At 41.6% G+C, this 20,618-nt stretch carries 11 protein-coding genes; all 11 read right to left on the bottom strand.

The window, feature by feature from the left end:
- Positions 1-134: 134 nt before the first annotated feature.
- Complete coding sequence (locus tag AC58PV_RS06320) at positions 135-1,832, bottom strand: glycerophosphodiester phosphodiesterase family protein (RefSeq protein ID WP_497431429.1); 1,698 nt, start codon at positions 1,830-1,832, stop codon at positions 135-137.
- A complete protein-coding gene (locus tag AC58PV_RS06315) occupies positions 1,822-2,754 on the bottom strand; it encodes an interleukin-like EMT inducer domain-containing protein (protein ID WP_497431428.1) in 933 nt (310 codons plus the stop codon). Before AC58PV_RS06315 ends, AC58PV_RS06320 begins: the two co-directional genes overlap by 11 nt.
- Positions 2,751-5,435 carry an LTA synthase family protein gene (locus AC58PV_RS06310; RefSeq protein ID WP_497431427.1) on the bottom strand — a complete coding sequence of 895 codons (2,685 nt, stop codon included), beginning with the start codon at positions 5,433-5,435 and terminating at the stop codon, positions 2,751-2,753. The genes AC58PV_RS06315 and AC58PV_RS06310 overlap by 4 nt, the downstream gene beginning before the upstream one ends.
- 20 nt (positions 5,436-5,455) lie before the next feature.
- A complete protein-coding gene (locus tag AC58PV_RS06305) occupies positions 5,456-8,200 on the bottom strand; it encodes a glycosyltransferase (RefSeq protein WP_497431426.1) in 2,745 nt (914 codons plus the stop codon).
- Positions 8,166-9,065 carry a hypothetical protein gene (locus AC58PV_RS06300; protein ID WP_497431425.1) on the bottom strand — a complete coding sequence of 300 codons (900 nt, stop codon included), beginning with the start codon at positions 9,063-9,065 and terminating at the stop codon, positions 8,166-8,168. The genes AC58PV_RS06305 and AC58PV_RS06300 overlap by 35 nt, the downstream gene beginning before the upstream one ends.
- Positions 9,066-9,084: 19 nt before the next feature.
- On the bottom strand, positions 9,085-12,021 hold the full coding sequence (locus tag AC58PV_RS06295) for a glycosyltransferase (protein WP_497431424.1): 2,937 nt from the start codon (positions 12,019-12,021) through the stop codon (positions 9,085-9,087).
- 80 nt (positions 12,022-12,101) lie between these two features.
- Positions 12,102-12,794, bottom strand: coding sequence for an S-layer homology domain-containing protein (locus tag AC58PV_RS06290; protein ID WP_497431423.1), 693 nt, complete (start codon positions 12,792-12,794; stop codon positions 12,102-12,104).
- A 304-nt stretch (positions 12,795-13,098) separates the two neighbouring features.
- On the bottom strand, positions 13,099-16,704 hold the full coding sequence (locus tag AC58PV_RS06285; protein ID WP_497431422.1) for a glycoside hydrolase family 44 protein: 3,606 nt from the start codon (positions 16,702-16,704) through the stop codon (positions 13,099-13,101).
- Between the two features lie 166 nt (positions 16,705-16,870).
- A complete protein-coding gene (locus AC58PV_RS06280) occupies positions 16,871-18,565 on the bottom strand; it encodes an ABC transporter substrate-binding protein (protein WP_497431421.1) in 1,695 nt (564 codons plus the stop codon).
- Between the two features lie 34 nt (positions 18,566-18,599).
- Positions 18,600-19,502, bottom strand: coding sequence for a carbohydrate ABC transporter permease (locus tag AC58PV_RS06275; RefSeq protein WP_497431801.1), 903 nt, complete (start codon positions 19,500-19,502; stop codon positions 18,600-18,602).
- A gap of 30 nt (positions 19,503-19,532) precedes the next feature.
- Positions 19,533-20,486 (bottom strand): ABC transporter permease, encoded by a 954-nt coding sequence (locus AC58PV_RS06270; RefSeq protein WP_497431420.1) that lies wholly within the window; start codon positions 20,484-20,486, stop codon positions 19,533-19,535.
- Between the last annotated feature and the right edge of the window lie 132 nt (positions 20,487-20,618).

The following is a 20,618-nucleotide window of genomic DNA, read 5'->3' as shown; positions in this document are numbered from 1 at the left end:
ATAAGTATCATTTCCATTTAATAATAAATGATTACATGTTAGAAAGGACATATGTCCTTAATTTATCATGAAAAACGAGCCAATAGAAACTGCTCTATAGGCCCGCTTATTAAAAACTATTTTCTTTCACTATTTTACATTGATTTCATGAAAGTATGCATATCTTTGACTGTTGTTATTTGATTTCTTTGAAAGATAACCTGGGTAATAAACGACAAATCATCAAGATTGAATGAATGCAACCATTGTTGAACATCTTCATATGGAATATTAAAACGGACTTTTAGATATTCACTAATCATCTCTTTCCTGGTTTCCAATTCTAGTCTATAGGCATACTTTTCCATTTCAATATCAACGTTAGGCAAGCTGTCCGTATAAAAGCCATCCACATTCATTCTTATATATTTCCGTGCGGTTGCTATTTCGTTAATGGTATGGAGATATACCCTAACACCGTGTTTCTTTAATTCTGCCCCAAAAACACCACTGTACCGCTCGGGATAACTTGTGACTATGTGAATCTTATTTTTTTTCACGAAATCTAGGACCTGTTCATCACTGTCCTTAGTCTGATAGAGCGTGTACACATATCTTGGGAATGGAAATATGTCCTCAATAATCGGGTACATCTCAGCACTGTACAGTTGCGGAATTACCCTCAACAATACACTGAAGTTAAAGGAGGCTGCTGCGTCAACCAACTTGCTAAATTGTTTCCTTACGATATCAAGATCTGTATGCTTCGTATCAGTCACCAAAAAAGCATCCGGGTGCTCAGCTAGAAACTGACAAAGATCGTCTATTGTACTTGGTGAGTATTGGCCTAATATCTTCAAACTTTTGAACTGCTCCAGGGAGAGCGGCTTGCCTTCTTCAATGCCCTCTGGAGGATTTTGCCCTAAAACCTTATATAAATAAGAATCCCAATCGTGTCGAGCAACCAACTCATCGTCCGAGGTTAGCTCAAGGTCCACTTCAAAAGCTCTATGCCCTCTTTTCGTATAGCTATGTTCCATCGCTTCTTTGCAGTTCGTATAATTAACGCCGTGTAATTGCCCGCCTGCATGGCTCACTGCTGAAAAGTGAATGGGAGTTTCAATGACGATTGGAGGCGTTGCCTTGAACAAACTTCCCTGAGCAAATAATGTTGTGAATGTATCGAAGTTTATTGCTTCAATCACTTGTGCCGAAGAGGGATCAATCGTTACAAGATTGAACCCCCTCTGATTAAGACTCCACTCTTCTTCATCCAAACGGATATGGCTGGAATTGCTACCCAAGGCCCCACCACTTCGAATGACAGCTTTTCTTCCGCCCAGATCACCTTCCCACTCAATATCCTCAGGTGCAAATTGCTCATGGATAACCTCAAAGGAGGATGGACCCGTTTTGTGTGCGACGAATATATAGCTATACCGCAGATGTTGACTATTCAAATGAATACCAAAGTCCGCTAGTTCATTGGCAATTTCATTGCTTAACTGTTGACTTCCATCATCCTTAACAGATATGACAATGTGTGAAGATGGCTTTATATTCCTTAGAAAATCTATGAAATACGTGCCTTTTTCAACACTGACCTGATATTTGTGCTGTCGAAGATAGGGGATATAATTACTACTCATAAAATATATGGTTTTATTGTTATCTGAGAGATTAACACTTTCAAAACTTGATATCGTTATGCCATACTGTCGATAAATCTTTGAGCAATACGCCATGAATGTTTTCCACTCGCTCTTATTAAACTTGGAAGACGCATGAGAGGGTAAAGCAAGCAATAGGCTTTCCTTCTCCATCATCGACATATCTTTGATATTAAGTTTCATTTGCTTCTGCCTCCAAGGATGCGCAATAAATGGCTGAATCATCATAGATAGTGACAAAGGTATCGACCCTGTGTGCAGATATAGGTGCAAGTTGAATAATATCGAAAACAACCATATTAATACCACGTAGATTTGGAGACAACTCCAAGCCATTGAACTTAATGCTGGATATGTTCCCGGTTGCAATACCGGCACTTGCTATGCCTACATCGACTGGTATTATATAATTGTTCAGCGTATCACCTGAATGTATCGATAATGATAGAGGAAGGTCAGATACTTGCTCGTAAAGACTTTCGTAGACATTATCATTTATTTTCCTAATTAAATTAATATAACTGTGTCTAAGATGTTCCCTTGTTAACATATGAATGCCATAATTCGTCAAGCTTTCCTGCCATCTATGATTCATTGCTTGAGATCCATCATCTTTCACAGATAAGGCAATTAAGGAAAAAGGCTTTACCTTTCTTAATAAATCTATCAAGTTATCCCCTTTTACTAAGCTTACATAGTAGCCGTTCTCCCACAAAAATGGCATAAGAGCAGGATCATCGAACAAGACCTTTGGTTGCTTGAGTATCCCCTCCCTATTCCACTGTTGTACGAGCATAACATCATTCTCCCGGCATAAATCCTTGAATTTCTGATATCCAACTAGATCTTCCCACCATTGTCGGTTCTCCAGTAGGACCATCTTAGACATTTCAAGTTCTTTAAAGACCTCATTCCATTTGGCAAAGGAATACTCATTTTTGGGCTTGATATCCTCTTTGCTTAAAGAACTGATATCTTCTAGTACTAATGTGTTTACAGCCATATGAACGAAATGATGCGCATTTGAACGATTAGCACGTAGTAGCACTAGCAACCAGCCCATGAACAAAAGGAAAGCAGTAATTTTAATTGCTATGAGGATCATGAGGTCACATCCGATCCATGACCCATTTTATAAGCCATATGAATGCTGTTAAGAAATGTTGTTTGGAATGTATCCACGTTATAGCAATGAATGACGACACCTGTCTCCATATCTAGAACAGTTATATTAAGTCCTCTGCTGTCGTTGCCATACACGGATCCGTTAACTTTCGTTACCGATGTATTTCCTACCTCTGCCCCTTTACTTGTCATCTTAATATCTGCAGGAATTGCAAATCCTCTTACGAATGTGCCTGCTGTTATCTCCATCTCAAGAGCATCACGAGATGCTACTTCATACAGTGAAATAAACCCTATATTCTTATATACTAAATTAATGTAACTATGTCGGTATTTGGCTTGATTTAGCTCATGGAAACCATATTCCTTCATATGATAAGCAAAGCTGCTTGTAAACATATTTGCCGCATCATCTTTGGCAGAAATAAGGATTAATGTATGATTCGGTAAGGCATCCAACGACGCTTGAAGCGATACACCATTAAGGAGCGTAACCTTATAACCCTGTTCTTTGAGGAGTTGCTGATAGGATCTATCCTCAAAATAGATTGTTTGTTCATTAGCGTCCAGATCTAAAGTCGAATAGAACTTTATATTTTTTTTCGTTGATTGACTATAGAACACCTCTAATTTTCTCATACTTTCCAGGTCATAATCTTGACCTTTAAGATAGTTCTCTTCCTCCCACAACGATAGCGGAAATATAACCGCTTGATCATCAACCATACCTAATATTTGCTCAATAATCGGAGAGAACATGACCTCTTGTGTCTCGGAATACACATCATCGTTGTTCTCATTTTGCACTCCAAGCATCAAATCATTTCTAATGAGATATTCGGATAACAGAATTTGCTGCTTCGCATATTGAAAATGCTGTTGTACGATCCCCTCCAAGGGAGCTTCCAATTGGCCCGAGTGTCGGTTAAGAATAACGCTTTGACTGAAATTCCCAGACTGCGGTGCAACGCAGAGCAAATCGCGGTTTGTAAAGGTTCCAAGCGGATTCGCAGACAAAGGGATGATCCGATCATCTGATGCTTTTAGTAAACTATCCCCCATCCCACTAGGGATTCCTGGAAGTCCCAGTAAATGAAGCAGCGTTTGACCTATATCAAGAGTGCTTCCCATTTTATCTGATTTCAGTGATGCTTTCTTGCTTGATGAGCCGCTTGCTATAACAAATGGGACTTTAGCCACATTTACGCGATTGGCCGTGTTCATTGATTCAGATTGAGCAAGCCCAAGATGCGTGTATAAATCGGATAAATGCTCTAGGGAAATTCCTTCATGATCGCCATACAGCACCAAGAGGGTATTCTCCATCTGCCCTTCGCGCTCCAAACAATCGATAAAATGTCTAAGCGCTCTATCTGTATAATTCACACATTGATAATACAGTGACAGAAACTCAGGCAATTCTGGATTTAACTGTAACCCCCAGTGCTTCTTTTCTAGCTTAAATGGGAAATGAGAGGTAACACTAATCATGAATGAAAAAAAAGGTTTCTTCATTTTCTTAATCCGTTGAACGGATTGTTCAAAAAACGAAAAATCAGCAAGCCCGAAGGAAGTGATCTTCTCTGAGGACTTGTAATCCTCCTCAGAATAAAAAGAGTCAAAACCATATGTACGCATCATGGTTCGACGGTTATAGAAATCCCCTTTATAGCCATGAAAAGCAGAAGTTTGATAGCCTTCCCTTCGCAATATTTTAGGCAACCCATAATACCGTTTGTCATAATGCTTGTAATTCACGATTTCCTTCTGAAGCGGGTAGAGGGAGTGCAAGACGGCTAATTCGACATCAGCAGTATGTCCCATCCCAAACTGACTATAGATCTCCGAGAATTGCATATGTTCTCTAGCTAGCTTATTAAGAAACGGTGTAAGCTCTTGTCCATCTACAGTACGATGCAGCAAGAACTGTTGGAATGATTCTAACTGTATCAGAATAACGTTCATACCTTTGAATTTTCCAAACCATTCATCTTTGACTTCCTTATTTAAATTCAACTTCGAATTTCCTTCCTGCTCCTTAGCTTTTTGGGACTGAAATTCTTCTAGCCGAATTTGTTGCTGCTCTATCTCTTCCTTGCGATCGACCAGCCACTTGAAATAGTAAGAGATAAACATCCCAAAACGGTGTGTCTCCATTGAACCTGACTGAATCCTCTTCACCTCTAATCTCGTCATTATGATTAGTATAAGCAACAATAGATTTAATAGGATCCATTTCACCAATGGATCCATCACAGATAAGGCTGGCGTATATAGAACAGCTGCCACAACTCCGACTAGTCCGCCTAAATAGAGAATATCGGAAGGTTTGAGTAAATATCCGGCAGATTTAATCAGTATTGCTCCATTTACAGCAACTGATACCTTTGTAGAAAACGTCTGCTGGATCTGGAAGAGCGCAATGTTCTTACCAAAAAATCTGGTATGGATTAGATTTATATAATACGGTACACTGAGCAGACTAATTAATATTGCCGCTGCTCCATGATTAATTTCCATCACGGATTGTAGACCTAAAGCGGTAATGAACGAAACCATAATCTGCTCACTCGAGACAAGCTTGTTTCCATGATTATAGTTAAGAACTACATTCCAGCTTAGATGCCATGCGAGTATAACGAGACAAACCAACCATGACATTCCTGTCTTCCTTCTTTCTATTAGCCAAATATCTTCACGTTGGAATGACCGCATAATTCTGCTTCATGTGAAATCCACTGCATTCTACCAAAACTCGCCTCTGGTTGTATTTCCTCATTGCCACGAACAAAGACAGCCTTTCCCTCTTGTAAACAGCGTATCGCTTCAGGTAACCATTCTTCTTTTCTAGCTTCCGCTCCTAAGCACAGTTCCACTACATCAACAGCAGAGCCATCAGTTCCCTTTCTGGTATCAACACCCTTATCACCCAGCATGTCTTGAATAACCGCTTTCCAACGTTCTTTCCATCTTGTCTTGTTAAAAGCTTTGGATACCTCAAGTGCATTCTTTCCAAGTCGTTCCCGCAACTTTGGGTCTTCCAAGCACTCTATGATAGCAGCCTCCAATGACTTGCTGTCCGCATTAATCAGAAGGCCATTATATTGGTCAATAATTAGATCGGTTAGCCCGCCTATCCTAGTTGCTATGACAGCATTTCCCGTCGCGCATGCTTCTAGGCAAGACAGACTTGTTCCTTCGCTGTGTAACGTGGGAATTAAGACAATATCCGCTTCTTTATACACCATATGCATGTCATCTGGATCTCGATGGTAAGTGCAAATACGGTCCGGCCAACGCTCCATTGCCTTTTCTATATTTTTCACATCATCTTCAAATCCTTTACCGACGAAATGGAACTCTGTCTGGGGATATTGAGTTAGGATGCTATCTACAATGTCCAGTGTCATAAATAAGCCTCTTGGTTCATATAACCTGCGTGGATAGACAATACGAATTTTCCTATCACGTTTTTTCTGCACAGGATAGAATTCAGTAGGGTCAACATAGTTAGGAATGGTAATCATCCGTTGTCCAACTCCATAAGAGACGGTTTGGAACCAGTTAGCTGTATTCGTATCAACCGATACCATCTTTTGCACTTGAGCAGCACTTTGAATAAAACGTTCATTAGATTGCCAAAACTCACCGCCTTCAATAAAATCACAGCCCGGATGATCCCATGCCACTCCATGGCTAATGCCGATACTGGGATGCGCCGTTTGCGGGTATGCTTGAAAGAAAGCAGAATAAAAATTCAATTGCGATTTATCCTCTGCGGCATATAGATATCTTTGGTTAAATGCTTTCATTGCATCGTAGCTATAAACCTTCATATCCAGTCTGTCATGTCCGAGACTGTATACATCGATCTCTTTATATTTGCGGTACCAAGCATAATTCCCATACTGATAAATATCCAATTTCAAACCAAGCTCGCCGCATGCTTCATGCAAATCTACGAGATACCGTTCGGCCCCACCAGAATAGTAGTTCTCACCGTCATAATCAAAAAATGTCGAAGTAAAAACACTTACATGATTCTTGTATGACCGATTAGCATACAGGCTCAGACAGGAAGGATGGGATTCCAATTCATGAATAACCTGCTTCACTCGTGAACTCCATTTATTTTCCTTTGCTATCGACGCTAGATGTTTAACTGCATCAGGTGAAGTATGCCAGAACGAAGACTCTAACTTAATCGCTTGTCCAGGCCGGATCACGGTAATTCCAGGTCCTTCAAAAGGAACAACTTCCTCAATGGACGTCGTCAAAATAGGCTTACCAATCGCACAATATTCAAAGAATTTAACAGGAGACACCGAATTGGTCAGCGTGTTCACTTTAAAAGGAATGATTAGCGCATCAAAAAAAATGGTGTAACTTTTAAGTTTATAGTAAGGTTTAGAACCTAAAAAGTGAACATTTTCAGGAAAATGTTCTTGCGTGATTCCGCAATGCCCAATCAATACGATTTCAACGTTCGGCGTTTGTGCCAGCGCAATAACCATCTTGCTGTCAAACCATTCCTCAATTGCTCCATAGTAGCCGATTATTCTTTTTCTTTTATCCAATATCGATTTCAGATCTTTTGGAACTTCAATATGCTCATCCTCATCAAATCGAAAATCTTCCGGTCGGACGGCATTAGGTAAATAGATAACATCCTCCCTGTCTGCCACATATTCTTTTAGACGATGCGCTGAATAAGTCACTATATCAGCCTCATGAAGCACTTCGTAATGCTTGGCTAACATATTACGATCATATAAACCGAAAAAGTCAACCCGGTCGAGAACATCATACCAGATGGTTTTGTGTGGCAGAGCATCAATCCAAGGATTTTGAAGCAAATAGGTATTAATAATAAGAACATGGGAAGTCTGCAATGCTTGCAGCAAATGATCCTGATTGGAAACAACAAACATTCCCTCTTCTACCTCGTTCAGGTAGAAATGATCATCGACATCACAAAAGAAACATAAATAACCCTTACGTGCGAATTCCAGTAGAATCTGCTGTGGCCGCTGCATAGGCTCCCAATGGACAGCTTGAGGATAAACAACAATTCCTCGATATTTACGCTCACGAATAAGCTTGGTAATTTCTAGTGACTCTGGAGAAAGAGTGCATTTAACAAGCGTTTGGTAATAGGCAGCACGCGCATTAAACTCAGGTGCAAAAACTAAATCATGTTGCACTAATAATTCCTGCTGTTTTAGAATCTCTTCCTTAAGCGATTCAATTGACTCGGTTTGAACTTTACTATCATTCTCAAGTTCCAAAAGAGCCGTCTTGATGCGATCCACATCAAATTCGGTATCCTCCACGAGCCGCTGAAATTGCTTAATTGCCAGCTGTAAAGCATCCGATTCTCTTGTTATTACATTATTCCTGTCTGTATCCATTTGTTGTACCACCATATGTCGCTCCCTTGACGAGATTCTTTAAGATTGGAACGATAGCTTGTGCATCCTGGGAATCAATCCGCGCTGCGTTCTTGTTCAGGGCTATATAGCTTTTCCACTTTTTATCTGAGTAGGTAACAAGCGCTGCTTCCTTCAACATCGTGTAGTGTTTTAGCTTGGAATCCGCATCCATTCCCCACAATACATCTTCATGCGCGCAAATATCATACCATATCGTTTTTCGCTTCAATAAGTCAAACCATGCTGACGCTATCACCCAGTTGCATAACACAATAGGGGTGACCGAACTTTCATTCAACCATGCAAGCAGAATAGTGTCACTATTATAATGATACAAATGATAGGAAACACATTGAAAATTATCCGCTATTTCATTATTAAAAACAAAACAAAGGAAGCCCGCATTTGATAATTGTTCTAATAAATTTTGCGCGCGCTCAGGTTCAATTCGTACTCCCTCGGGGTACACAATGATCCCCTTATAGTGACTCAAATCTCCTTTTAACACATGGGGTACTACAGGTACTTCCTTCGCTTCCCTCATCAATTTGAACTCGGTTTTATAATATTTCTGCCTTTGTTCATATTCGAACAAGTAGGAAAGCCTTGTAAGCGATTCTTCCAACACATTTGACATGCTTTCAAGCTGCTCTGTTAGTTTATCTAGGATCTGATCCCTTTCATTTATAACAGATTTACGCACACTCAATTCGTGCTCCCATTCTACTTTAACAGCTGTAATTCGATTAAGCTTCATCAGAGATAAGTTATAGAGTTTTCGCAACGAATCCAACTGCAGCTGTTGGTGAGTATGTTCAATTTCGTCTAGTTGACCTGCTTGGTTCCTTGTTTCAGTCATGACGCCAACTCCTGCTCTTTTATACAAAATTTAAAAATAACCATTTGCGTTTTAACTTCTCCTGTAGAGCTAGCCAGCCACCAAAAGAACCGTTATCAATTTTGGATGAGAGACTGTTACTATGTATGCGATAATAATAGAGCGGCAGCTGAAGTGAAATAATTGATCCTACTAGAGCTATCCGCACCGTAAAGTCACGGTCTTCAATACCAAAGAGCGTAGGGTCAAAGTTACCAGTTCTCTGCAAAGTGGATGCTCTCCATACAAGAGATGGCCCACCATTTTGCATTCCGTTAAGCTTATAAGTTGGCATTCGAATGGTTTCACTGACCAAGCCGTTCTTATCTATATGATAATAATCCGAATAAACAGCAGCAGCATTGGGATGTGCGGATAGCTTCAAAACCATTCGCTCCAACCAACTTGGATGAGCCTTATTATCAGATGAGGTCCAGGCCATCATTTCGCCCTTAGCCTTTGACAATCCATAGTTTAGTGCCTTCGGGAGCCCACCATTGCGGTCAATCCTGTAATAGCTTAGACGACTATCATGTTTAAACTGATTCGCAACTGCATGAATATCTTCTTCAGATCCATCATCGACAATAATTAATTCAAGCTTTAAATAAGTTTGTGAAAGAATGCTATGAATGCTTTCAAATAAAAACTCTGTATCATTACGAACGGGTAAGATAACACTAACCAAAGGACAACCATTCTCTAGGGATGAATCATTATTCATTTCATCGGAATTACGTTGAAACAACAACGCCCACTCCGGCATATTCAAATAATGGAATAGGGGGGGGAGGTACGACTTTGCTGTCGAGGAATCTCGGTTATATATCTCCAAGAGCTTACGAGCTACCTTCTCGGTACCATCCAATCTATAGTGTTCATAGATGGCTTCTGCTAAACGATAAGCACATCCTTCATTTTGGTAAGATGAACATTCAAGACTATAACGCCATGATCGGATAGCCTCTTGTTGTTTGCCCAGCTGCCACTGAAGTTCCGCTAATAAAGCTAGCCAATCAGTCTCGGTTGTAAGCACGTGCTTCGTTTCGATCATTGGATGTAATTGCAATGATTCCTCAATCAGATCAATAGCTTCCAATTTCATATCATTTATTTGAACATTCTGAGAAAGCTTCCCAAATAAATAAATAAATTCTAATCGATCCTGAGCATTTAAGTCAGTAAGCAAAGCATTGTAAATGTACTCTGATGCCTGTTCGATTTGACCAAGATTGATACAAGCAAGTATCCGATAAAATCGGAAGGTCACCCATTCTGCTGCTTCTTCGTCCGGTTCTTCCACCTTCAGAACTTCCTCATATCGTTGACAACCGAAGGCAGTAAGTAATTGATGACGAGGCGTTTCTTTCCGAGCAGCCGCCATGTACAAAGTTTGTTTATCTAGAGCGATAATAAAAGGGCGTTGAACGATGAGTGGCGATGAATTCGTTAAAGCTTTACCGGTCGCTATCATACTCGAGTTGTTTGGCTTGACACCTGCCATTATCTGTTTATCTTCAGTCATGAATTTGCTCGCATACAGTCGATTCTCCAATGAACAGCTTCCGATGCGATCCGAATAGGAGCGTACAGAGATACAGCCGTTTTTAGATAAAACGCTATATATAACATCTTCGTTCACTTCCGACACCAGTCTCTCATTTGCCAACCATATCCAAGTCACATCAGATTCACAAGCTAAAGAAAGCTTCTCCGCGGCTTCCATAGAATTACTTGCTTCAACAAGATGAATTTGACTATTTCCAATTTGTAATTGACTGTTTTTAAAATCGTGCGAATTTGACCAATATCCAACATCAAAGGGTATGCTACTAAATTTTTCTTCAAAATGCTTGACTAGTTCCTCCAAGTCCATATCAAGATGTGGATGGACAACTAACAGTGCTAATTTCATAATTGGGGCCTCATTTCTATTTGATTGACGTACTAACTTTTGACTGGCAATCCAATTATGCTTGCGTAATGTCTTCATTAGAGAAATACAGTGATTTGGAAGCAGAATTTGCTGCTCCAGGCGAATTTCCCATTCCTTATAGCTTCTGACCGCCTCAGACCATTGCCTAAAAGCAAAGTGTAACTCCCCTGCTATTGCATATGCATCGAGATAATCTGGAATCTCTTCGATAGATGCTTTAACCGCCATCTCAACTTCACTGATACGATTTAATTGAAGAAGTGCCATAATTTTATAGTAATGCACTTGAGCACGGCTGTAAGTTTCCTTAACAGCAAGTAGATCGAATGCTTTATTGACATAATGGAGACATTGCGAATACTGTTCAACATTAAAAGCTTCGTTTGCTAAATAGCGATAATTTAATCCATCCTTAGGATCTAGCTGAATTGCCTTTTGAAGAAGACTAACATTTCTAATATGTTTAACTTCATGTTCCGATTCATCATAACCATAGTGATGAAAAGTACCACCAGGACAGATCTCAATTATTTTGTTATTGGCTCTATTTGAAACTAATGTTTCATGTATCGATCTTTGATAGTGATAATAACCTCTTGCAAATAACCGCTCTACATGTGTTATGGAGAGTAATTGTTTATCCGACACTTTGAAGTGGTTGCATGTGAAAGTGAAGACAGTTTCCGGATTTTTTCCTACCAGCCATTCCTTCAAACTTATTGACTTGTCCCATGAGAACACTTCATCTGAGTCAATAATTAAGATCCAACTGCCATGCTTAGCATGTTGCAAGGAAACATTTCTTGCTTTAGAGAAATCATCAAGCCATGAGTGGTGATAGACAATTGCTTCACATTCTTGAGCAATCCTTACCGTTTCATCGGTAGATCCTGTATCGAGCACGATGACTTCATTTACATGTGCTTTTACGCTTTCAATCGCATTAGCTATTGTAGCTTCACTATTGCGGCTAATAATACAACATGTAAGGAAAATCTCCATAATGTACCTCTTTCCATATAGTAAAGCCGTCATCGCGGTAACAATTGTGCGATGACGGTATGAACAAATAGTTGACACTATTAAACTGTTGGATCGCTATTAGATACCTTTTTACCTGTTTCCAATAAAGTACCCATGGATTCTTTATACTGTTCAAATTGTTCACTACGAACAAAGTTATTGGTTAGCACGGCAATCTCTTGGCGTGTAACCTGTGCCTTAGGAGAAAACTGACCGTCATTTGTTTGCAGAAGTCCACTTTCAATTGCAGCATGAACGTAAGCTTTGGCCCAATCACTAACCTTGTCCCCGTCGCTGATGGGTAGATTACTTCCTTTACCTATGATATTGGTTTGTGTGATGCGAACCAGTATTACTGCCAATTCTTCCTTTGTGAGTACAGCATTGGGTCGGAACTGTCCATCAGAACCTACCATAATACCCAATCTAGTCATACTATCAATATATTTAAGACCCCAGCTATCAGAGCTAACATCAGTATATGTGACAGTCGGTTGAAGTACCTCCAGTTTCAAGGCGCGAGCAAGAATTGATGCGGCTTGAATCCTAGTTAATTTACCTTCAAGGTTCATGTCGCCATTCTGATCACCATTCATTATTCCTTTCTCCAGCAATTCCTTCACCGCAGATTGCACCGCAGATGGCTCCAATTTAGTATCCGCAGCAAATATCGCAGTTGGTGCTGCTAATGAATTTACCAACATTGCAGACGTTACTACATATTTCGTTACTTTTTTTACTTTTTCATTCATACTATAAACTTCCCTTCACGTGCTATTTTTTGTAATTCTGACTGAACCAATGTTGTATTGTTAATATCTATGGAATTCTGTATCACATCATAGAAGTGCAACCTACTATTATAATAGTTATATGTTAATCTGTATTTCTAGATTGAGTCTATGGACTATGAGTATCATAAGCGAAATTTTGTCGTTTTCTGTAGAAACATGACAATAACACTCTAGTTTCTATCAAAGACATAAAAGAAACCTAGACAGACAATAAATCTCAACAAAGAGAAATCGGCTAAACCGATTTCTCTCTTGTTGAAACTTATTGCCCCGCAGGCGTCTTCGTTAGAACAATATGACACACGGTAAGTTTAGGAATAGTATAAGAGAAAGATGATCCATTAACTTGCGTAATAGGCTGACGCTCCGTAATAACAGGACTATTGCTGTCGAATGCCCACACACGTGCAGCGGTATAAGTCTCTCCGCCGATGTGGAAGACGGCATTCATATCATGATCATAGTTTTTATTAATTGCAATGAGGTGAAGATTGTTATCGCTATCGGCGAATACAGATCCATAGATGGCACTATTCTCAATATTGTTTGTTTCAGCCTGAACCTTCACATTCCCATATTCGGACTTGTTGCCATCATAATTGTTAAATATTCTGAAAGCAGCCGAAGAATATGGAGCATCGCTTACTTGTCTTGCCGTTTTCCAATATTGCGCCGAATACACGCCTGTCTTACCGAATATACCTAACACATCTGTTGTAGCAATACCACCGGAAATATGATTTTCACCACCATAATTGTACTCCGAGAATCCAATCTTGGTATCCTCGTTGTAGAGATCAATCGACTGTTGAAGTCTGGGTATTAGAGGTAAAAAGGGAAGGAAGCTTGAGTTTCCAGTAATCCAGCTTGTTTCCTTGTAGCTAGGATCCCATAGCGTTCTTGTGGCCTGAATACGCGCTTTATTAGCCTCTATATTAGTATTCGTATCGCTTCGTGTAACTCTTACGCCACCTCCTGTTGCCTCAGGATACCAGTGGACATCGAGCACATCGAGCAACCTCTTTCCTTCTTTGGCCGATTCCCTGCGCATTTTATCCAGATAGTAATCCATATACCAGTCATAGTTGCCTTTAAGCTGGCTCCAGTCTGCCGCCAGCTGCATATTATAGAATTCGCTAAATCCATATGCCCCCAAACCGAAGATTTGCGCATGAGGATCGATATTCTTGACCGCCTTGGCCAATTCAATCGATTTATTCAGTACTTCGGCACTTCCCGCAGGTGCCGGATGCATATAGGGATGAGTTTCTGACCATAGACCAGCCTCGTTATCAATAAGATACGCTTTGATCCCGTTTGACGTACTTGCATTGCCGAAACGATTCACAAGGAAGTTTACGAATTCGTCCATATATACAACCTGATCCGTTACATTTGGTACAAGCGTGAATGGCGCGTTCTTCGTCGCTTTTACTTCTGCCCATCTGGCCGAAGGCGCCGTCTGACTTGCGCTCACACTTCCGTTTTTGTCATTAGCTACATAACCTGCGGCTTGAAGAGTAACCAACGACAAGGCGCCCTGTGCCAACGATTTCTCATGGAAGGCTGTGACCGCTATCCCCGGAACATTGTATTGGGTCGATGGCACTTCACCGTAGTAAAAAGGAACGTAATTGTCGTTTGGCTGACCAGTCGTATCCTTACCAGCATTGGACGCATTCGTCTCCCAGTTGTACGTAGTCAATCGATTGCCGCCCATTCTCCTCGACTTGAAATTCTCAGTTCCGGTCATGTTCTCATTCGTTCCATAGATGTAGGGGCTTATAGGTGCTCTCTCGGCTGTTGGATCTACCGTAAAATCAACGGTAAAGGTACCTGTCGGCGTGCTCAATGTATTCAGCTTGATCAGAGGGCTCCAGTCTCCGATAACAAGCCCATTCTTTGCTCTAACTCTGTAAGTATGCAATGAGCTTGGTGTCAAAGCGTTATGTGTAAAGGAGTTTGCGTTTCCTGCGCTCTGTGTGAACCCATCCTTTTCAACCTCGTATTCTGTAACGAATTCTTTCAGATTATCCCATGTCAAGCTTATCGCATTACTGGTCTTGGTCGCCTTAATGTTAACCGGCGCAGGCAAGATTGACGCATTCGTCATACGAACGGTAATCGGCTCACTCCAATAACCAAATATCGAATCTTGATGTGTTCTTACTTTATAGGTATGGGGTATATTCGGGTTCAACCACTGGTCTGTGAACTGCGTAGATGTCAGATTAGTAGTCACGGTACCGTCTGCATCGATATCGTAGCTCGTCGCTCCATTTACGGGTTCCCAGGTAATGAGAAGTGATGTCAGCGAAGTCGGAGTTGCCGCAATTTGTTCAGGGAATGCTGGTAAGTCGAACGGAACTGGAGAAGATCCCCACTTTAGTACGCCGGAAACCAAACCCGCGACTTTATCATTATCCATATAACTTGACGAGTTGCTTCTATACGAGTAATCGTTAGACTGATTGAAAGAAGACCAGTCACTTTTGTTCATCCATGTGTAAACACCCTTCTTTGCGCCGGGCTGCAACAAGCCGGCATCAGCGGTGAAACCGATTTCCAGAAAATGGTCAGCCGTGCCTGTCGTCATCGGCATGGAGACAATTTCGGTAAGCACGTTGCTATTGCTGTTGACTGTCGTCCAGAAATTCACAGACATCGTCTTCCATGTATCGATTGTAAAATAGTAACGGACACGGATATCACTAAGCGATATTGGCTGGCTGCCCATATTCGTAATTTCAAACCCGGGCGACAATTGTTGTGAGGTGGAATCTCCGGAGGTTTTGGTTTGCACCTTGATCGTCCCTGACACAGGCGCGGACAACGTAGTCGCCGTGATCACAGCGCTCCATTCTCCTGTCAACTGCACGTTTTTGGCTCTCACTCTGTAAGAATGTGAAGTAGCAGATTGCAATCCAGTATGCGTATAAGAAGTGGTTCCAAGACTATTTACAATCGTTCCATCCACCTCTAAATCATAGTAGGTTGCGCTAGTTACAGCATTCCAAGAGAGGCCAACAGAAGTTTGTGTAGGAACTGCCTTCAGGTTAGTCGGAGTGCCTAACGACGGCTGCGTAGGTGAAGTTACGTTGAATTGACCGGCCTGGGTGTTAGCATGATAAGTCTGGGAACGGTCTGCGTTGTATACCCCTAGCTCAACTTTGTAAGCTCCAAGCTGAGCATTTAAGGGCACATTCCAATTGGTTACGAAAGATTTGGTTTGCGAGGCAACAAATGCCTCCGTATACGTTTCTGTCTTAACGTTGGTGCCATCTGGCTGCACTATCCTTAGTTCGACTAAAGCACTTGTATCTTGACTAGCTGTAATGGCAGCACTGACACTTAATGCTCCACCAGGAGTGATTGTTCCGGGATTGACCGCTGCACTGCTCGTGAAGTTAAGGGTCTGCGTTCCGCTGCTAACTGTCACATGAGCAGCGCCAGCGACCCATTTACTCATACCGGAACTCCAACCAGCCCCAAAAATGCCTACACTTATCGTGTATGTTCCTTCAGGCAAATTAGCTGGGACATCCCATAGAAAAGGCACGTTTGTGCTGCCACTTGCTGCAATTTGAACATTATCGACGACCAGCTGTTTAACTCTCGTCAAGGAAGCATTAAAGATTTCTACATCTACCAGTACAGCTGCAGCTTGTGAGGAAGCAACGTTCACGTTCAATGTCATGCTGGAGCCTGGCGCTATGTTTGAGGGGGTAGCCTGAGCTGTAACTGTAAATGTTGCTGCTGCTTGTGCCCTGCCGGATGCACCAAATGTTAGCATAGCCTGTAAGATTAATAAAGAAACAAGTACGACGACGATGAAACGGAATGAGGCTTTATTCATGGTTAATGGCATCAACATGTTCTCCTTTCAATTCTTCTGATTTCCTTCAGAATTTTCCAGTCATCATGTCTGACCTGATGTGCTTTCCCAGCCACACCCCCCTTCACGGATCCTGTATGAATACATACAGGATCCGCTGTTCACAACCTTAAACCTAGACCTTAAATCTGGATTGAACTTATTTCCACAGCTCAATACGATCCTTCAACAGCTTGTTAAACTCCTCTTCCATCTCGTGAACACCAACAGTTTCCAAATCCTTCATGAACACTTCCCAGATCTGATCAAACTTTTCAGGTTTTGCCAGAACTGCTTCCGGCACTCTTTTCTTGACAATATCCTCCGTCTTTCGGGAAATAACATACGCAGGGCTCTGAGGAATGCTTATTTGCCAAGCGTCACCCCACTGCTTCACTGGAAAATCAGAAGTTGGCGGATAAAGATCCATCCACATACTTGCGTTATATTTAGATAATACTTCTTTCTCAATATCTGTATAACTCGCCTTAATTTGATCTTTAGAACGAATTGTTATCGTCTGACCCGTAGAATCCAGAACACCATTGCCATACTCAGGGAAGGGATACAGATAAACACCGATTCCCGTTTTCTTGCTGTATTGAGGATCGTTTAAACGCTTTGCCATTTCTTCCTGCGGAATGACACGTTTACCATTCTCGATCTTGTAATTTACGCCTTCAATTCCCCAGTTGTTCAAAATTTGAGCCTCTTCAGAAGCCAACCAATCGAGGAACTTGATTGCTCTTACTGGATCCTTGCAATTTTTAGAAATACCAATACCAGTTCCCCCAGAATATCCGCCTGTTTGGAAATCGGCATATTTGTAAGATTCGTTGAGGGTTATCGGATAAGTTCCATACATACGTCCTAGCTTACCTGCCTGTCTAAGCGCTTGCTCTGCATTTCTGTATTCCCATTTAGCATCGCTTAGCCCCAGCACACGGCCTGCCGAAATCTTAGCCACATATTGATCATATTTTTGCACAAAACTTTCAGGATCGAGTAGGCCCACGTCGTTCATATGGTTGAGCCAGCGGAAATATTCCTTTTCCTCTGGTCTCGTGTAATGATAAACTGTTTTTTTCGAATCAGGATTCACATAGAACTCGCCATCATCAGGGCCTCCCGTAGCGAATAGTGCCGGATTGGTAACTGAAATTTTATATCTCCAGTCGTCAGCCAGAACCGAGAGTCCAATTGTCGGCTGTCCATCAATCTTCGGATATTTATCTTTATAGGTTTGAATCGCCTTCTCAAAGTCCTGAAGAGTCTTAAGCTTAGGATAGCCTAATTCCTTGACGACCTCATGCTGCAGTTGAAAGCCTGTCGCTGGTTCCCATTTCTGTTCATTAACCCCGAGAGCACCCAAAGTGTAGATCGATTTATCCGTCGTGCTCCAGCGTAAACGTTTAAAATAGTCGCCGTACAACTTTTTGATATTCGGAGCGTGTTTGTCTATCAGGTCGGTAAGATCGATGTAGGCCCCTGCATCAACTAAAACATTCTCGTTCCCATGAGCAAAAATCAGATCCGGATAATCGCCGCTCGCAGCCATTAGTGATATTTTTTGTTTTTCTTCACCGACAGCATATTCCATCTTCAGCTTTACACCTGTTTTCTCCGTAATCATCTTGCCTATCGGACTTTCCATATTTTCAAAATTTGGATTCGACGTCGCACCATACATGGAGAAGGTGATTGGAGTCAGGTTATCCCCTGATTTTCTATCCACAGCAGGCGTTACTGTAGTTTTTGAATCTGACGCATCATTGATTTGGCAGCCTGTCGCCGAGACAGCAACCAGACACACGGTCGTACACAAGAAAAGCAGTTTGCTAAATTTTCTTTTCATTGATAAACCCTCTCCCTTTTTAAAATAAAATTATTCAACTTTTAACTGCACCAAGGGTTAGCCCTTTGACAAAAAATTTCTGTAAGAACGGATACACGACTAGGATTGGAGCTGTTGCGACAATCGTAATGGCCATGCGGATCGATTCTGGTGATACTTGCATCGATTGCGCACCGTCTTGATTGTGTAATTGGCTTTGGCCCCCTCCGCTATTAGCTGTGTTTTGCAATATTTTCATAAGCTCGTATTGCAGCGTCGTAAGCCCTTCTTTGCCACTGTTATACAAGAAAGTATCGAACCATGCGTTCCACTGTGCTACGGCTATGAACAGCGCAATCGTCGCCAACACTGGCTTGCATAGCGGCAGAATGATCCGCCAGTAAATCGTCCAATCGCTCGCTCCATCCAGTTTAGCGGATTCTTGAAGACTATATGGCAAGCCATCCATATAAGATCTCAGAACGAACACATTCCAGGCATTCACGAGTCCAGGCAGTACATACACCCAAAACGAATTCAGTAAATGCAGCTCCCGCATCAACATGTATACGGGCACCATTCCACCGGAAAAATAAAGCGTCAGTACCAGTACAAAAGAGACGAATCTACGCGCAAAATATTCCTTCCTACTAAGCGTGTACGCTAGCATCGAAGCACTGATGATCCCTAAAATGGTTCCCAAGACCGTGCGCAAAACGGAATTCTGGAAAGCTGTGAACAACTGGCTGTATTGGAAGATCGTTCGATAGTTTTCCAAAGTGAACTTACGTGGCCATATATAAATACCTCCTCGCACGGAGTCCGTCGAATCATTGAGCGAGATCGCTAGCACATTCAGAAAAGGATAGACCGTCAAGATTCCCATTCCAATCATAAAAATATACAAGAAACATCCAAATACTCTGTCCGCCCATTTTGAGCGTTTTCCTAGAAGCATTTCCACAGGCAGATCCCTTCCTCCCTTCCATTAAATAACACTTTCCTTAGTGATTCGCTTAAATATGCCATTCGCTGTCAGCAGCAAAATAATGCTTACCACCGAGTTGAAGATGCCGATAGCTGTGCCATATGAATATCGGCCCAGATTGATGCCATAATTAAGTACGTACAAATCCAGTACTTCAGCATAATCCTTCACTAGCGGGTTGCCAAGCAGATATTGCTTCTCAAAGCCGATACTGGTCAGCCAACCAATTGACAGGATCAACATCACCATGATCGTTGTCTTGATACCAGGCAGTGTGATATGCCAGATACGTCGGAATCGCCCCGCTCCATCGATCGTTGCCGCCTCGTAAAGTTCGGGATCAATGCTTGCAATCGCAGCCAGGAAAATAATGGAGTTCCAGCCCGTCTCCTTCCACATGTCGGAAAGCGTGACAATTAGCCAGAAAGATTTGGGTTGAGCCATGAACTGCACAGGCTCATCAATCAGATGAAGGAAAAGCAGCATTTCATTGACAATCCCACTATCGATCGAAAGCATTTTGTAAATCAAACCGGCCACAATCACCCAAGAAACGAAATGAGGCAAATAGGTAATCGTTTGGATAACCTTTTTGAAATTTGCTCTGCGAATCTCATTCAGTAAGATAGCGAATACAATTGGCACGGTATACCCAATAATCAGGCTTAGGAAACTCATGGCAAGTGTATTTCGCATAACCATATAAAACCTTTCATCCGAGAATAGCTCTACAAATTGCTCGAAACCAACCCAATTCTGCATCGAGAACGACTTACCAGGTCGATAATTCTGAAAAGCCATTGTCCATCCCCAAACGGGGATGTAATTGAATACAAACACCCACAGGACGAAGGGAAATGACATCAACATCAAGTATCGCTGCTCTGATATTTGCTGCCATAAACTTTTCCTCTTCCCTTTTGTGAGAACCCCTCTCTTCGCTATTACCTCCATTTCACTACTCCTTTGTAAACGTTTTCTTCTTGCCTTAATAGCGTAACAAATTTAATATAGTCACAATACCCGAAATATCCGCTCAATTTTCATATGAAAATTAGAGGTGTGCATCCTACATGCACACCTCCA

The sequence above is a fragment of the Paenibacillus sp. J22FR83 genome (assembly GCF_059691955.1).
Note: the sequence above shows the minus strand (reverse complement) of the source record. Positions and strands in the feature narration are given on the sequence as shown.

What these genes read in the sequence shown, in the direction of transcription:
- AC58PV_RS06320 (WP_497431429.1), bottom strand. Translation starts at nt 1,832, where the DNA reads ATGAAACTTAATATCAAAGATATGTCGATGATGGAGAAGGAAAGCCTA.
- AC58PV_RS06315 (WP_497431428.1), bottom strand. Translation starts at nt 2,754, where the DNA reads ATGATCCTCATAGCAATTAAAATTACTGCTTTCCTTTTGTTCATGGGC.
- AC58PV_RS06310 (WP_497431427.1), bottom strand. Translation starts at nt 5,435, where the DNA reads ATGTCATGGTTGGTTTGTCTCGTTATACTCGCATGGCATCTAAGCTGG.
- AC58PV_RS06305 (WP_497431426.1), bottom strand. Translation starts at nt 8,200, where the DNA reads ATGGTGGTACAACAAATGGATACAGACAGGAATAATGTAATAACAAGA.
- AC58PV_RS06300 (WP_497431425.1), bottom strand. Translation starts at nt 9,065, where the DNA reads ATGACTGAAACAAGGAACCAAGCAGGTCAACTAGACGAAATTGAACAT.
- AC58PV_RS06295 (WP_497431424.1), bottom strand. Translation starts at nt 12,021, where the DNA reads ATGGAGATTTTCCTTACATGTTGTATTATTAGCCGCAATAGTGAAGCT.
- AC58PV_RS06290 (WP_497431423.1), bottom strand. Translation starts at nt 12,794, where the DNA reads ATGAATGAAAAAGTAAAAAAAGTAACGAAATATGTAGTAACGTCTGCA.
- AC58PV_RS06285 (WP_497431422.1), bottom strand. Translation starts at nt 16,704, where the DNA reads ATGCCATTAACCATGAATAAAGCCTCATTCCGTTTCATCGTCGTCGTA.
- AC58PV_RS06280 (WP_497431421.1), bottom strand. Translation starts at nt 18,565, where the DNA reads ATGAAAAGAAAATTTAGCAAACTGCTTTTCTTGTGTACGACCGTGTGT.
- AC58PV_RS06275 (WP_497431801.1), bottom strand. Translation starts at nt 19,502, where the DNA reads ATGCTTCTAGGAAAACGCTCAAAATGGGCGGACAGAGTATTTGGATGT.
- AC58PV_RS06270 (WP_497431420.1), bottom strand. Translation starts at nt 20,486, where the DNA reads ATGGAGGTAATAGCGAAGAGAGGGGTTCTCACAAAAGGGAAGAGGAAA.